Raw genomic sequence first — 14,034 nt, forward strand, 5'->3', positions numbered from 1 at the left:
CGGTTAAACGGGCAGCCCCACCACAAAACGCGCGCCCAGAGGATCCGAGGTGATGTCGGCCTCGGTCGGGCGTATGTTTTCGGCCCAGATCACACCGCCATGGGCCTCGACAATCTGCTTTGAGATCGCAAGACCAAGACCCGAGTTATTGCCGAAATGCTCGGCCGGGCGCTGCGAGTAGAAACGCTTGAACACTTTGGTCAGCGCCTGTTCGGGAATGCCGGGGCCCGTATCCTCAACTACGACCAAAACGCGATTGTCGCGCTGACGAACCCAAACGCGAATGGCATCGCTTTCCTCGCAGAACGAAATGGCGTTGGTGATGAGGTTGACGAAAACCTGCGCCAGTCGGGCTTCGAGACCGTTGATGATGATCGGTTCAGATGGAAGGTCTGTGATGTAGTCGATGCCTTTGGAGCGTGCATCCTCGCCCAAATACTGACCCAGATTGCCCAGCAGCTTGAGAAGGTCAAAAGGTTGCTCTTCTTCTTTGACCAGCTCCGCATCGAGACGCGAGGCGTTCGAGATATCGCTGACCAGACGGTCCAGACGCCGGACGTCATGTTCAATCACATCCAGCAACTTGTCGCGCTGATCCTCGCGTTTGACCATACGCAGCGTGCCAACGGCGGATTGCAGGCTGGCCAAGGGGTTTTTGATTTCATGGGCCACGTCAGCGGCGAACTGTTCATTCGCGTCAATCCGATTGTAGAGCGCTGTCACCATACCCCGCAGCGCACGGCTGAGACGCCCAATTTCGTCCGGGCGCGCGCTAAGATCCGGAATGCGGATACGACCGGGGTTGACCCCTGTACCGCGGTCCTTGCCCATTTCAGCAGCCGCCGCCAGATCCGCCAGAGGGTTGGCGATTGTCGAGGCCAGCACAAGGCTCAGACCTACGGAAACCAGAAGGGCTACCACAAACATCTGAAGAATGCGTTCCTGTTCGCGGCGGGCCAGCGCGTCGATTTCCCCGGCTGGGCCGGTAATGGCAACCGCACCGGCTGGACTATCCGCATACAGGATCGGTGCGGCAGCAACGATCACCGTGTCCCCCGCGCTGTCTTGCACCGCTTGGACCTGCGCTTGCCCTTCCAGCGCCTGTGGAATAATCGCCTGAACCCGCTGCGCCAGCGTCGGAGATTCCGTCTCGGTCGACCAGTTGAACAGGTTGGACAGGCCAATCCACACCGCATGCAGCGTATCGCTGATGACAGTGCTGCCAGTTTGCACTTCGGACTCCGAACGAAGAAGCACGGGCATGTCAGAGATTTGTGGTGCGCCACGCGTCCAACCGATCAGAGTGCCGCTTGCGTCATAGACAAAGACTTCGCCGCCTTCGGGAAGTGTGAGCCCTGAAAGCGTATCCTTGACGTCCAAGTTGCCGGCATTTTGCGCCGAGGTTTGAGCGCCCTGTCGCAGCTGAGTTTCAAAGACATTGCTGACCAGCTGCGCGTCGCCCAGCAGATTGCGCGCGGTCTGCTGCACCTTTTCTTTACGCGAATCGTCCAGATACAGCAGCCCGGTGACCAGAATCACCAAGGCGATCAGATTGAAGGTGATGATCTTGCGGGCCAAAGGCGATCCACGCAGAGAAAACAGGTTCCTCCGGGATCGCTTTTCCCTCAGCTCGGCAGACTCGGGATCCTGGGGAATGACCCAGTCATCCCCAAGAACGACGTCGCCGTCGCGCAGTTCTCTGGCTTCTTCGGTGTCGCGCACGAGAGCCCATTACCTCTTGCAGGCGTCGCGCCTATTCTTCGTTGTACCGGTAACCGATACCATACAGGGTTTCGATCGCCGAGAACTCGGGGTCGGCTGCGCGCATTTTCTTGCGTAGGCGCTTAATGTGGCTGTCGATTGTCCTGTCGTCCACATAAACTTGATCGTCGTAAGCCACATCCATCAGCTGGTCACGGCTTTTGACAAAGCCCGGACGCTGGGCAAGCGCTTGTAACAACAAGAACTCTGTCACGGTCAGGGACACGTCATTCCCTTTCCAGCTTACTGCATGGCGCAGAGGATCCATCCGCAGGTCACCGCGTTCCATAACCTTGGTGTCACTGCTGTTGGCGGCCACTGCGTCGCCGCTTGTTGCCTCTTGCCGGCGCAACAACGCGCGGATGCGTTCAACCAGCAACCGCTGCGAGAACGGCTTTTTTACATAATCATCTGCGCCCATGCGCAGGCCAAGAACCTCGTCGATCTCGTCATCTTTCGAGGTCAGGAAGATCACTGGCATCTGCGTTTTCTGACGCAGCCGCTGCAGCAGATCCATGCCATCCATCCGAGGCATTTTTATATCGAGCACAGCCATATCCGGCAGCTTTTTGTTGAACGCATCCAACGCGGCCTGGCCATCATTATAAGTTTCAACCTCAAAACCTTCGGCTTCAAGAGTCATGGATACGGACGTCAGAATGTTTCTATCGTCATCCACCAGTGCAATCTTTGACATCGGGCTCACCCCTATTCCTGCTCACTCGCGCAATAATTCGCTTATTTGTAAGGCATTGTTGGCGGTTTTAAGACGCCGAATCAATCCGTAACCTCGAATCGTGCCTTTGTTGCGGCAGGTCTGCGGCATATTTGCCTTTTTGCCCGCAAAAATCTGCCCGCTTTTCGAACATTGAATTTGTGGTGGCGCTAAACTCGGACTTGGTTGCGCTAACTGCGTCAACCCGCCTGTTCATGCCCCAAATGACCGTGATAAGACGCGCCCAGCCGCCGGTTTGCCCGGCTCACTGCCCCAATGGCGCTAACGGCCAAAGCCACGCGCCGCCACAGGAGAAGACACACATGACATCTGGACGGGTTAACCCGCAATTCCGCCTCGAAGATCAGGGCATCGAGGGTCTGGGCAATGTCTATTACAACTTCATGGAACCGGCGCTGATCGAAGAGGCGCTGAAGCGCGGCGAAGGGACACTTGGCAACGGCGGTGCGTTTCTGGTCACCACTGGCAAGTTCACCGGCCGCTCACCCAAGGACAAGCACGTCGTTAAAACCGACAGTGTCGTCGACACCATCTGGTGGGAAAACAACGCCGAAATGAGCCCCGAAGGCTTTGAAGCGCTGTACCAAGACATGCTGGCCCATATGAAAGGCCGCGACTACTTCGTGCAGGATCTCGTCGGCGGTGCTGACCCCGCATACGCGATCAACGTGCGTATGGTCACCGAGCTCGCCTGGCATAATCTTTTCATCCGCCACTTGCTGCGCCGCCCGGATCGCGAGGATCTGGATGATTTCACAGCCGACTTCACCATTATCAACTGCCCCAGTTTCCAGGCCGACCCGGCCAAGCACGGCTGCCGCAGTGAAACGGTGATTGCGCTGAACTTTGATCGTAAGCTGATTCTGATCGGTGGCACCGAATACGCGGGTGAAAACAAGAAATCCGTCTTCACTCTGCTGAACTACATGTTGCCGGAAAAAGGTGTGATGCCGATGCATTGCTCGGCCAACCATGCCGTTGGCAACCCGGTTGATACCGCCGTGTTCTTCGGACTGTCAGGTACAGGCAAGACAACTCTGTCCGCTGACCCCGCCCGAGTGTTGATCGGCGACGACGAACATGGCTGGTCGGATCGCGGCACCTTCAATTTTGAGGGCGGCTGTTATGCCAAGACAATCAACCTCAACGCCGAGGCCGAGCCGGAAATCTACGCGACCACCAGTAAATTCGGCACTGTCATCGAGAACATGGTTTTCGACCCCGAGACCAAAGAGCTGGATTTCGACGACGATTCACTGACTGCCAACATGCGCTGCGCCTATCCGTTGGAGTATATCTCGAACGCATCCAGCAGCGCTTTGGGTGGTCACCCGAAGAACATCATCATGCTGACCTGTGATGCCTTTGGTGTTCTGCCTCCGATCGCGCGGCTGACCCCGGCGCAGGCGATGTATCACTTCCTGTCGGGCTTCACTTCGAAGGTTGCGGGTACCGAACGTGGTGTGACTGAGCCTCAGCCCACGTTCTCGACCTGCTTTGGCGCGCCGTTCATGCCGCGCCGTCCGGAAGAATACGGTAATCTGTTGCGGGATAAGATCGCCCAGCATGGCGCGACCTGCTGGCTGGTGAACACCGGCTGGACCGGTGGTGCGTATGGCGTAGGAAGCCGGATGCCGATCAAGGCGACCCGCGCATTGCTGACGGCAGCCCTGGATGGTTCGCTGCGCGATGCTGAATTCCGCAAAGACGCCAATTTCGGCTTTGATGTACCGGTTTCCGTACCCGGTGTCGCCGAGGTGCTGTTGGACCCGCGCCGCACTTGGGACGATCAGGCCGCGTTCGACAAACAAGCCGAGAAACTGGTTCAAATGTTTGCCGAAAACTTCGAACAATACCTGCCGTTCATCGACGACGATATCAAAGCCGTAGCGATTGGCTAACGCGGTACCGGATACAGAAACAAGGGGCCTGCGGGCCCCTTTTTCAATTCAGAAACCGCTCGTACAATCTACTCTTAGTTGTATGTTGCAAAAAGCACATACAAGTGCGTTGTTTCAAATTGCGATCTGGGGTACCTGTTAGTTTCGATAAGACGAAAAAGCCCGGCACATCAGCGCCGGGCATTGACTGAAAGGACTTTGTGGAAGCTCACTTGCGTACACTCACAACGCTGGGTTGAGCAACCTAATCAGGCACCTAGTCTAGGTAAAAGGGGATGAGTGTCAACATGGGACTCGCTGGTTTCTGAAAGGACTGGTGTGGCTCATATGGTCGCAGACCGGCGGCAGTTGGCTCAGGAAATTGCAGGTAAGAACATGACAGAAATCTCGAAACTCACCGAACTCCGCAAATTGATGCAAAGCATGGAGCGGACGCTTGGCCTGGAAAAACTATCTCCGGTTGAGCGCGACATTTATTACGCAGCGGAAGAACTCTCAAAATCTGATCAAGAAGTACGCACATTCGGTTTGATCGAACACACATTGGTCCAAAGCGTGTCGCGCCCGACCTTTTTCCGCGCGCTGAAGTCACTGGTTCAAAAAGGCTATCTTTCGCAAAGCGGCAGCGCCAACCGGGGACGGTATATCGTTAATGCTCCCAGATGACGCCTGTTCAGCACGCACGGCCCAATAATGTCCGTGCGCGCTTGGGCAATTGATACATTTGCGGCCTCATCGGCCTATGTGGCGGCGTCATTCCTGACATTCGCCGTTCTGATGCCTCTTCAGAATATGTATTTCCCGGAATACCCAAGCCGGGCGAGCCTGCTGTTTCTGCCTCATGGCGTGCGGGTTCTTTCCGCATGGCTTTTAGGGTGGCGGGCGATCTTTGCCCTGTTACCAGGGGTATTCATAGTCTTTGCTTATCTGGGGGGCACTGACGTTTTCCTACCCAGCCGCCTATTGGCCATTGCCATAGCTGTCACCACAGTTCCGGCAGTGTTCTATCTGTGCAAGGCCGTCGGATGGGACCTGTTCCCGCGTCCTGATCGCAAACCCTGCTGGGCCTGCGTCATGGGTGTCGGCATCATCACATCTTTTCTGGTCTCGGGCCTGACCAATCTGGCTTTCGGCAGTGCAACCGTCGAGTACATTGCCTTTTTGATCGGCGATATCTCGGGCTTGTTCTTCCTGATGCTGGGACTTTACTTTGCGTTCCGCTTCGCCGACAAACGTCGCGGCTGAGACATCAGCCCATCAGCCCGCGTCGCAGCAAGTTTAGTCCAGCCACCAACAACACAAACAGGGTCGCCTTGCGAAAGCTGGCCTGATCGATTCGATCCTGCAGCCTGATGCCGACCCACATCCCCACCAAGGCAGGAAGGATCAGGATAGCGGAAAACGGAAGCGTTTCTGCCCGCAAGATACCTGACCCCAAATGAGCGGCCAGCAACAGCACTGCGCCAAGACCATAAATAACGCCCTGAATGCGGATCTGTTCCTTTTTGGGTGTGTTGAAAGCCATCAGATAAGCAACAGTTGGCGGCCCCCAAACACCGGACATACCGCCAGCGAAACCTGCAACTCCGCCCACAGCAGCCTCTATACGCGCGGATGGCTGGTTCAATACCAGCCGAACCCCCAAAACCTGAAACAAGCAAAAAACCGAAACCAAACCACCGATCAGAAGCAACGAAACCGAACTGGGGATCATGGTGACAAGCTGCGCGCTGAGAACCAACATGAGGCCCCCGACAATCAGAAAAACCCGAAAGCGCAGGATTGAAGAATACGCGGCCGTTGCGCCGCCGCGCAAAGCTTGCAGCCCGTTTGTCACGAGAGTTGGCAGGATAAGTCCGGCCAGGGTCAACTCGGGGGTCAGGAATGAATTCAACCCTGACACCATGACCATAGGCATGGCGAAACCAACAATGCCCTTGATCCAACCGGCAGCAAAAGCCACGGCCATAGCAAGCATCAGGTCTTGCGGAGAAAGAATGGAAAACAGGGACATACCCCCTAGATACCATTTAAGATTCCTTCTGCATTGCAAAAATGATCAGGTAATTTTTGAACTTTTTCGTAGCGTAATAAGTATTTTTGTTGCGCTGCACGTGCAGCATGATATGACCAGACGACCGAGGAAAGGACGCGATTCATGGCCCACGACGGACAAGATATGACCGAGATGACAAAAGCTGCAGTATTGCCCGATCTTCTGGAATTGACCCGTACCGCTGTGCCTGCGGTGGAGGCGGTATTTGAAAAAGCCCGCGAGTCCGTACGCTCTATGGTTACTGCAGATGGGCGCGTCTCTGGCGCGCTGATCGAAGCGAACCAGACGGCTGCGCATGGCCTGGCTTGGCTGGCCACCTACGCTCAATCGCTGCAACAGATGCAACGCTGGGCCGAAGCGCTGCAAGCCGAAGGTAAATTCGGCGAGGTTGAGCAGCTGCTGCACCAGGTCGCTTTTGGCGAATATCTGCATCAGGTCGCTGGCGGCATTCCGATGAACCAGGGCGAAGTTGTACGCCTTCAGGATATGGGGCTGGGCTGGGACGCGCTGTCGGGCTTTCAATCGACCGAAGTTCAAACCCTGATGGCGCAGGCCAATTCTCAGGCTGCGCGCAGCCGCCTGGTTGAACTGATGCAGGACCAGGCCGGTGCCACCATGTTCGGCGCCTCTGGTCTGGACGAAGAACTTGAGATGATCCGCGATCAATTCCGCCGCTATGCGCAGGAAAAGGTCGAACCGCATGCGCATGAATGGCACCTGAAGGATGAGCTGATCCCGCTGGAGATCATCGAGGAACTGGCAGAAATGGGCGTTTTTGGCCTGACCATCCCCGAGGAATTCGGCGGGTTCGGCCTGTCCAAAGCCTCAATGTGCGTGGTGTCCGAAGAATTGTCACGCGGTTATATCGGCGTGGGCTCACTGGGCACCCGGTCCGAGATCGCGGCTGAGCTGATCATCGCAGGCGGCACGGATGAACAGAAAGCCAACTGGTTGCCTAGACTGGCCAGCGCCGAGATCCTGCCCACCGCCGTCTTCACAGAGCCCAACACCGGGTCGGACCTTGGCAGCCTGCGCACGCGCGCTGTGAAGGATGAAAACGGTGACTATAAGATCACCGGCAACAAAACATGGATCACACATGCAGCCCGGACCCATGTAATGACTCTGCTGGCGCGGACAAACCCAGACAGCACCGACCACCGCGGCCTGTCGATGTTCCTGGCAGAAAAGACCCCTGGCACCGACGAGAACCCATTCCCCACCCCCGGTATGACTGGTGGAGAGATCGAAGTTCTGGGCTATCGCGGCATGAAAGAATACGAGCTGGGCTTTGATGGCTTCCACGTCAAAGGTGAGAACCTGTTGGGCGGCGAAGAAGGCAAAGGTTTCAAGCAGTTGATGGAAACCTTCGAATCTGCCCGCATCCAAACCGCTGCCCGCGCCATCGGCGTGGCGCAAAGCGCGCTGGATATCGCCATGCAATACGCGATCGACCGCAAACAGTTCGGCAAGTCTCTGATCAACTTCCCGCGCGTCTCGGGCAAGCTGGCAATGATGGCGGTGGAAATCATGATTGCACGTCAGCTGACCTATTTCAGCGCGTGGGAAAAAGACCACGGCCAGCGTTGTGACCTGGAAGCTGGTATGGCCAAGCTTCTGGGCGCCCGTGTGGCCTGGGCCGCTGCCGATAACGGGCTGCAGATTCATGGCGGCAACGGTTTTGCACTGGAATACAAGATCAGTCGCGTTCTGTGTGACGCGCGCATTCTGAATATTTTCGAAGGGGCTGCCGAGATTCAAGCGCAGGTCATCGCACGCCGGCTGCTTGGCTAACGGTTTACGGCACCCCGTTTCCCCAACTGACCCGGCCATTGTGCCGGGTCTTTTTCTTTGAGTGGTGACTTTCCTGACGACACCGTCCACAATTCTTCAATGAGCACAAAACGGAATGCATACGGCGCACCACCGCGCACAGGTTCACAACTCTGCAAACTTCCCCTTTGCATCTGTTTTGGTCGCCAGTAGAGCACCGATCGAAACCAAACCCATCCGAGTGAGAGTGAACAAAAAATGACCCAACGGATTTTTGCGCTTTGGGCGATCCTTGCGGCGCTTGTGCTGGGTGGTTGCACCGTCAGTCAGCCAACCGCCACCCAGAGCGATATCGATGCGCTGGCAGAAGTCATCCTTTCACTCGGGCCTCAGGTTAGTCCCGTCGAAGCGCAACAGGCCGCCGCGATCTCGTACACCTATTCTCAGCAGTTGGCGCGGGAATGGAATATCACGGATCCAGCCATCATCCACAACGCCAAGATCGCAAACGGCTTTCGCGAGTATGGCTTGTGCAATGACTGGGCGCAGGCCATGACCGCGCGGTTGCGGCAGGAAAATTTCGACTCGCTTGATTTGCATTGGGTCACGTCTCCGCCGACGCAGTTTCGCATTATACACCATTCGGCGTTGATCAGCGCCAAGGGGGATTCGATGCATGACGGGATCATCCTGGATCCCTGGCGAAACAGCGGCGCGCTGTATTGGGCACCCGTGCGTGAGGACACTAAATACAACTGGAGGCCACGCCTTGAGGTGCGACAGGAATTGTTGAGCGGCGCGATCCCCTATTGAGGTTTTCCCACCCAATAAAATTGATTAAGACCCCATAATGACCCGCCTTATCCTTACGTTGCCCCTGCTCGCCTTGTTCCAATGCGAAAAGGATGAAACCGTCGCCGCCTATGGCGCGGCGGGGCAAACATGGGTCCTGCAGGAAATCGATGGGCAGCCCTATGAAGCCAGCGCGTTGCTCCGGTTTCCCGAAGAAGGGAAAATCAACGGAAACGCACCCTGCAATAGTTACAACGGCACACTGAATGCGCCCTACCCATGGTTCGAGATCCAAGACCTGAGCGCTACGCGGGCCGCTTGTGCCGGGCTTGAAGCCGAAGGTATCTATTTTGCCGCCCTGATGGCCATGACCCAGTCCGAAGTATCGGGCAACGTGCTGATCCTACGCAATGAGGCGGGGCACGAGATGGTTTTCAAAGCCGCCGAGTGACCTGATCCACAAACCGCGCCCTGGCTTCGGGCAAAGGATTGTGCCCAAGCGACGGTGCAACACGATTTTCCAGGAAATAGCCCGTCGTGCGCAGGGCTTCCGCGACCTCAAGATCGGGTGCCATACCCTCGCCCCTTAGGCAGGGTGGCAGCGGCAAAAGCTTGTCTGCCCACTCCCCGGCCCCATTTGCACTCACAGCGCGGCCCGTCTTAGGTGATACGTAAACCAGACCTTCGGTCGCGCCAGTCACGGCACAGGCCGTCAGATCAAGGCCAAAACCCAGTTCGTCCAGCAACGCCAATTCCCATCTCAGATATGCCAATGGCCAGATCTCATCCTGACCCAGCAGGTCCATCAACAGTTCCGTCCTCGCATAAAGCTCCGGATGTGGTTCGCGTTCAGGCAGACAAAATGACAATAGTGAAACAACTGCATTGAGCCCGGACAAGGCTAGCCGCCCTGAAAACGCCGCCGCCGCGCGGGACCGCAAAGGTTCGACTTGAAAGGTGCCGATGTGTTCTTCCAAACGAGCGCGCCACAGTACGTCCAGTTGCGCGCCAGGTTGCAGGATGGGCGCGATCTTGCGACTGGTTCCGCCGCGCACCACACCGGCGTGACGACCGTGCGCCTCGGTGAAGACCTCGATTATCGCCGCTGTTTCACCATGGCGTCGAGAAGTCAGGAGTATGCCGTGATCGCGCCAGTCCAAAAATCGACCTTCCTTCTGGTTAAGTTGGACCGCAGAAAATCCCAAGCGGGAAAGGCACGCAAGGGCGTAAACTCTTCTAAATCTCCTGAGACGGATGTTCTTTTTTTCAAACCGCCATAGTTTTGCGACTTCGCGCCAGACGGCTTGTACGTGATCACCCACGCCCCACTTGCAGTTCAAACAGAAGGGGCCGCGCTATGACTGATGACGAACCACAACCCGTCGCCTTTTACGACGAACACAAAATCTGGACGCCTGATCCAACAGCTGCCGATATGCAGGTGTATGACACCTTTGCCTCGGCTGTTGTGGATCTATTGCAGGTGTTGGATGACAACAAACCCATGTTGTCGAGGGACGTCTACGCACGCTTTTTTGCGTCTCTTCTGCATCTGTCCAGAGTGTTGGGCGAATATGAAGATGGATGGAGCCGGGGAAAATAGCTCAGTCAGTGACATTGAATAAACTGTTGGGCTAATACCCAGGGTCGTACTGCGCCTGTGGCATTTCAAGAAACACGTTGCACCAGCGTAACTCGGGCATTAATGTTCTCTATATGTTCTATTAGAGGATTTCAGCAATGTCACTTAACTATGTCATGATCGGTTCTAACGACGTTGTTAACGCGCGCACGTATTATGACGCGGTAGTGTCCAGCATAGGCGGCAAAGTCGTCGCCGAATATATGCCTCATGCCGTCTGCTACGAACTGCGAGGCGGTGGATGCATGTGGGTAGCGACGCCGTTCAACCAACAGGCCGCCACTGTTGGAAATGGCAATATGATTGGCCTTGCGTGCCAAAGCAAAGAAGAAGTGAAAGAAGCACATGCAGCCGCTTTGGCCAATGGCGGAACAAACGAAGGTGATCCGGGTGATCGCCCGCGATATGGCCCCAATTTCTTTGGCGCCTACGCGCGCGACCCGGACGGAAACAAGATGAGTTTTGTTTACCTTGGTGAAGACGGCTGACTGCTCAAACCAAGTTTTGCATCGGCTTTACAGTCTGGCAGGGAGTTTACTCCAACCCATCTTCATCCAGTAAATGCCGTCCTTGCCGGTCTTCGACCTCGATCACCCAGAGGTCAGGATCAAAGCTGCGTTGTTTGGCAATGGCGGCATCCACATCCGTCTCAGTCCCGCTGGACAGTTCGACCCATTTGCGCGCGCCGGACATCAGGTCAAAGCTGCGTTGAAAAGCAATTGCCTGCCCGTCCAGCGTATTGAGCTTCACCAGAACGGCCCCAGCGGTGTCGTCACCATGGGCCACAACAAACGCCGGGATTTCCTGAAACCCAAGCCGCGCCAGATAGGCATGGACCCAGAATTCAGCAGTTAGCCGGGTCATGCGTTGCCGTCTTTGAAGTCCAGACCCATTTCTGAATACCGCTCGGACTCTTCCAACCAGTTGGGCCGGACTTTCACTTGCAGAAACAGGTGAATCTTACGGTCCAGGAATTCTTCCAACTCGGCCCGCGCCGCTTGACTGACCGCTTTGATTGTCTCGCCGCGCTTGCCCAGAACGATGCCCTTGTGGCCGTCGCGCATGACGTAGATGACTTGATCGATCTTTGCCGAACCGTCTTTACGCTCTTCCCAGTTTTCAGTCTCGACAGTCAGCTGGTACGGCAGTTCCTGATGCAGGCGCAGAGTCAGTTTTTCGCGCGTCATTTCAGCCGCGATCATGCGCAAAGGCAGATCGGCGATCTGATCTTCGGGATAAAGCCACGGACCTTCGGGCAGCTCCCCGGCCAGCCATTTGCGCAAATCGTCTACACCATGGCCCTTTTCGGCCGAGATCATGAAGGTCTCGGCAAACGGATAGCGGGCGTTCAGGTCGCTGGTCAGCGCCAGCAGTTTTTCGGACGGCACCTTGTCGATCTTGTTGATCGCCAGCGCGATGGTCCGGCCCTGCCCGATCTCGTCCAGACCTTCGAGGATGCGTTCAACCCCTTCGGTGATACCGCGATGCGCCTCGACCATAAGCACAACAACATCCGCATCCGCGGCCCCACCCCAGGCAGCCGCGACCATGGCGCGGTCCAAGCGGCGGCGGGGCTTGAACAGACCCGGCGTGTCGACAAACACCAGCTGCGCGTCACCCTCCATCGCGACGCCACGAATGCGCGCGCGCGTGGTTTGCACCTTATGCGTCACGATCGAGACCTTGGCCCCGACCATGCGGTTCAAAAGGGTGGATTTGCCCGCATTGGGCTCTCCGATCAGGGCGATAAATCCGGCGCGTGTGGTCATATATCTGGCGTTCCTGTGTGCAATTGCGCTCTGCTATAGCAGAAAGGGCCTGCGGGCCAGAGGGATTTGTCGCATTGCAGCCATGCATCAGTAGTGGCAGGACTTGCACCGACACCCAGCCGTTCCCAGCCCGGTGACACATCCGTTCAGTGAGGTCCTTATGAAACGTCGCGAGTTTCTTCTTGGAAGCGGTGCTGCCGCTGGCGTGGCCGGTTTAGGCGGTTTGTCCATGGCAGCCACTGGGTCCGCGGAAGAGCTGGTGCTGCAGCCTGCCAGCTACAGGTTGCGCGATCAACTGACCACCGGGATGGTCAGCTTGTCGCCGGACGCACCGCCACAGGTTCTTTATGGAAAGCAGGGTCAGAGGATGCGGCTGACGGTGCGCAATACTCTGCCCGACTATACCGCGATGCACTGGCACGGATTGCGCATCGCCAACGAAATGGACGGCGTGCCCTACCTGACCCAAATGCCCATCGGCGAAGGCGAGAGCTTTGCCTATGAATTCACGCCACCGGACGCCGGGACGTACTGGTACCACCCGCATTGCATGACGATGGACCAGATGGCCCACGGCCTGACCGGTGTCATGGTGATTGCCGAGCCCGAAAACCCCGGCTTTGACAGTGAGCAAGTGATCAATCTGCGCGATTTCCGGCTGGATGAAGAGGGTGCGTTTCTGCCCGCTTACACAGCGCGCGGCGCTGCGCGTAGCGGTACGTTTGGCAATATACAGACTGCAAATTGGCTGACAAAAGCCGTGTATGATCATGCGGCGGGCAGTCTTGTGCGGCTGCGCGTGGTCAACACTGACACAACCCGCATCTACAAACTGCATCTTGAAGGGGCTGAGGCCCGGATCATCGCATGGGACGGGCATCCGGTTGAGGTTGACCTGGCTCTACCCACAGCGGACGCGCCCCTTTGGATGGGGCCCGGACAGCGTGTGGATCTAGCGGTCCGGATGCCTGATGGAGAAGGTCAATCTGCAGCCTTGATGGCGAAGTTTCCCGGACAAAAGCCCCGAGCCATGGCGCGTTTGCGGGCAACAGGTCAATCAGAATCCCGCACCTTGGAAGAGCTGCATCCTTTGCCTGCAAACCCTGTACAACGACCCAATCTGGATCAGGCAAAACTGCACGAGTTCGTATTCGGTTGGACGCCCGAAGGAGGTGCCCCAAACGACGGGTTTTGCGGGTCGCTGGGTTATAGCTTTTGGTCCATCAACCGCACACCGTGGCCCGGGGATGCAGCACAGGGGACCGGACCTTTGGCCGTGCTGAAGCAGGGTAAAAGTTATGTTCTGCGAATGCGCAATGAATCACCGAACCTGCATCCGATCCACCTGCACGGGTTGGCGTTTGTGCCGTTGAAGTCGAACCTGCGCAAGCTGCCGCCATTGATGACCGATACGTTTCTTCTGTTGAAAGATGAGGTGGTCGAGATTGCGCTGGTTGCCGACAATCCTGGCGACTGGGCGTTTCATTGCCATGTGATCGAGCATCAGAAAACCGGGCTGGCCGGGTTCATCCGGGTGGTTTAAGGACAAGGTAAGTGTTGCCAGTCTGAAAGAAAAGGGGGCCAGCCCCCTCGCCCGGATTTCT

General features: G+C 56.7%; 15 protein-coding genes. 9 read left to right on the forward strand and 6 right to left on the reverse strand.

Going from position 1 to position 14,034, the window contains the following annotated elements; genetic code table 11:
* Positions 1-3 precede the first annotated feature (3 nt).
* Both GS636_RS19340 and GS636_RS19345 read right to left on the reverse strand, forming a co-directional pair.
* Positions 4-1,722, reverse strand: a complete 1,719-nt coding sequence (locus GS636_RS19340) for an ATP-binding protein (RefSeq protein WP_171671764.1) — start codon at positions 1,720-1,722, stop codon at positions 4-6.
* Between the two features lie 31 nt (positions 1,723-1,753).
* Positions 1,754-2,458 (reverse strand): response regulator transcription factor, encoded by a 705-nt coding sequence (locus GS636_RS19345; protein ID WP_171096072.1) that lies wholly within the window; start codon positions 2,456-2,458, stop codon positions 1,754-1,756.
* Positions 2,459-2,799: 341 nt separating this feature from the next.
* On the opposite strand from GS636_RS19345, the gene GS636_RS19350 reads away from it, so the two are divergent.
* From GS636_RS19350 to GS636_RS19360, 3 genes are all read left to right on the forward strand, one after another.
* On the forward strand, positions 2,800-4,398 hold the full coding sequence (locus tag GS636_RS19350; RefSeq protein ID WP_171096074.1) for a phosphoenolpyruvate carboxykinase: 1,599 nt from the start codon (positions 2,800-2,802) through the stop codon (positions 4,396-4,398).
* A gap of 279 nt (positions 4,399-4,677) precedes the next feature.
* The gene (locus tag GS636_RS19355; protein ID WP_256367976.1) at positions 4,678-5,064 is read left to right on the forward strand and encodes a hypothetical protein; all 387 of its coding nucleotides are present in this window, start codon (positions 4,678-4,680) and stop codon (positions 5,062-5,064) included.
* Between the two features lie 27 nt (positions 5,065-5,091).
* Complete coding sequence (locus GS636_RS19360; RefSeq protein ID WP_171096076.1) at positions 5,092-5,643, forward strand: hypothetical protein; 552 nt, start codon at positions 5,092-5,094, stop codon at positions 5,641-5,643.
* Between the two features lie 4 nt (positions 5,644-5,647).
* Here the strand turns inward: GS636_RS19360 and GS636_RS19365 are convergent, their stop codons facing one another.
* Positions 5,648-6,412: a sulfite exporter TauE/SafE family protein gene (locus tag GS636_RS19365; RefSeq protein ID WP_171671766.1), complete on the reverse strand. Its 765-nt coding sequence runs from the start codon at positions 6,410-6,412 to the stop codon at positions 5,648-5,650.
* A 144-nt stretch (positions 6,413-6,556) separates the two neighbouring features.
* Between GS636_RS19365 and GS636_RS19370 the strand changes: the two genes are divergently transcribed.
* The 3 genes from GS636_RS19370 (at position 6,557) to GS636_RS19380 (ending at position 9,470) form a co-directional block, all read left to right on the forward strand.
* Positions 6,557-8,248: an acyl-CoA dehydrogenase family protein gene (locus GS636_RS19370; protein ID WP_171671769.1), complete on the forward strand. Its 1,692-nt coding sequence runs from the start codon at positions 6,557-6,559 to the stop codon at positions 8,246-8,248.
* Positions 8,249-8,485: 237 nt separating this feature from the next.
* Positions 8,486-9,040 carry a hypothetical protein gene (locus GS636_RS19375; RefSeq protein ID WP_174839962.1) on the forward strand — a complete coding sequence of 185 codons (555 nt, stop codon included), beginning with the start codon at positions 8,486-8,488 and terminating at the stop codon, positions 9,038-9,040.
* A gap of 37 nt (positions 9,041-9,077) precedes the next feature.
* The gene (locus tag GS636_RS19380) at positions 9,078-9,470 is read left to right on the forward strand and encodes an META domain-containing protein (RefSeq protein ID WP_171096084.1); all 393 of its coding nucleotides are present in this window, start codon (positions 9,078-9,080) and stop codon (positions 9,468-9,470) included.
* Here the strand turns inward: GS636_RS19380 and recO are convergent.
* Entirely contained in the window at positions 9,454-10,179 is a 726-nt protein-coding gene (gene recO, locus GS636_RS19385) for a DNA repair protein RecO (RefSeq protein ID WP_171671771.1), read from the reverse strand. The two genes, GS636_RS19380 and recO, sit on opposite strands and share 17 nt — an antisense overlap.
* Positions 10,180-10,376: 197 nt before the next feature.
* On the opposite strand from recO, the gene GS636_RS19390 reads away from it, so the two are divergent.
* Together GS636_RS19390 and GS636_RS19395 are read left to right on the forward strand one after the other, a co-directional pair.
* Positions 10,377-10,622 (forward strand): hypothetical protein, encoded by a 246-nt coding sequence (locus tag GS636_RS19390; RefSeq protein WP_171096088.1) that lies wholly within the window; start codon positions 10,377-10,379, stop codon positions 10,620-10,622.
* A 137-nt stretch (positions 10,623-10,759) separates the two neighbouring features.
* Positions 10,760-11,149, forward strand: coding sequence for a VOC family protein (locus GS636_RS19395; protein ID WP_171096090.1), 390 nt, complete (start codon positions 10,760-10,762; stop codon positions 11,147-11,149).
* A 46-nt stretch (positions 11,150-11,195) separates the two neighbouring features.
* Here the strand turns inward: GS636_RS19395 and GS636_RS19400 are convergent, their stop codons facing one another.
* Together GS636_RS19400 and era are read right to left on the reverse strand one after the other, a co-directional pair.
* Positions 11,196-11,525, reverse strand: coding sequence for a DUF1491 family protein (locus tag GS636_RS19400; RefSeq protein ID WP_171671773.1), 330 nt, complete (start codon positions 11,523-11,525; stop codon positions 11,196-11,198).
* Positions 11,522-12,430, reverse strand: a complete 909-nt coding sequence (gene era / locus GS636_RS19405) for a GTPase Era (protein WP_171096095.1) — start codon at positions 12,428-12,430, stop codon at positions 11,522-11,524. The genes GS636_RS19400 and era overlap by 4 nt, the downstream gene beginning before the upstream one ends.
* 160 nt (positions 12,431-12,590) lie before the next feature.
* On the opposite strand from era, the gene GS636_RS19410 reads away from it, so the two are divergent.
* Positions 12,591-13,973, forward strand: coding sequence for a multicopper oxidase family protein (locus GS636_RS19410; protein WP_171671776.1), 1,383 nt, complete (start codon positions 12,591-12,593; stop codon positions 13,971-13,973).
* The last annotated feature ends 61 nt before the right edge of the window (positions 13,974-14,034 follow it).

The sequence above is a fragment of the Ruegeria sp. HKCCD4884 genome, assembly GCF_013110855.1.
In the GTDB taxonomy this organism is placed as follows: Bacteria; Pseudomonadota; Alphaproteobacteria; order Rhodobacterales; family Rhodobacteraceae; genus Ruegeria.

Coding starts and splice junctions, on each gene's coding strand:
- GS636_RS19345 (WP_171096072.1), bottom strand. CDS start 2,458: ATGTCAAAGATTGCACTGGTGGATGACGATAGAAACATTCTGACGTCC.
- GS636_RS19350 (WP_171096074.1), top strand. CDS start 2,800: ATGACATCTGGACGGGTTAACCCGCAATTCCGCCTCGAAGATCAGGGC.
- GS636_RS19360 (WP_171096076.1), top strand. CDS start 5,092: ATGTCCGTGCGCGCTTGGGCAATTGATACATTTGCGGCCTCATCGGCC.
- GS636_RS19365 (WP_171671766.1), bottom strand. CDS start 6,412: ATGTCCCTGTTTTCCATTCTTTCTCCGCAAGACCTGATGCTTGCTATG.
- GS636_RS19370 (WP_171671769.1), top strand. CDS start 6,557: ATGGCCCACGACGGACAAGATATGACCGAGATGACAAAAGCTGCAGTA.
- GS636_RS19375 (WP_174839962.1), top strand. CDS start 8,486: ATGACCCAACGGATTTTTGCGCTTTGGGCGATCCTTGCGGCGCTTGTG.
- GS636_RS19380 (WP_171096084.1), top strand. CDS start 9,078: ATGACCCGCCTTATCCTTACGTTGCCCCTGCTCGCCTTGTTCCAATGC.
- GS636_RS19390 (WP_171096088.1), top strand. CDS start 10,377: ATGACTGATGACGAACCACAACCCGTCGCCTTTTACGACGAACACAAA.
- GS636_RS19395 (WP_171096090.1), top strand. CDS start 10,760: ATGTCACTTAACTATGTCATGATCGGTTCTAACGACGTTGTTAACGCG.
- GS636_RS19400 (WP_171671773.1), bottom strand. CDS start 11,525: ATGACCCGGCTAACTGCTGAATTCTGGGTCCATGCCTATCTGGCGCGG.
- era (WP_171096095.1), bottom strand. CDS start 12,430: ATGACCACACGCGCCGGATTTATCGCCCTGATCGGAGAGCCCAATGCG.
- GS636_RS19410 (WP_171671776.1), top strand. CDS start 12,591: ATGAAACGTCGCGAGTTTCTTCTTGGAAGCGGTGCTGCCGCTGGCGTG.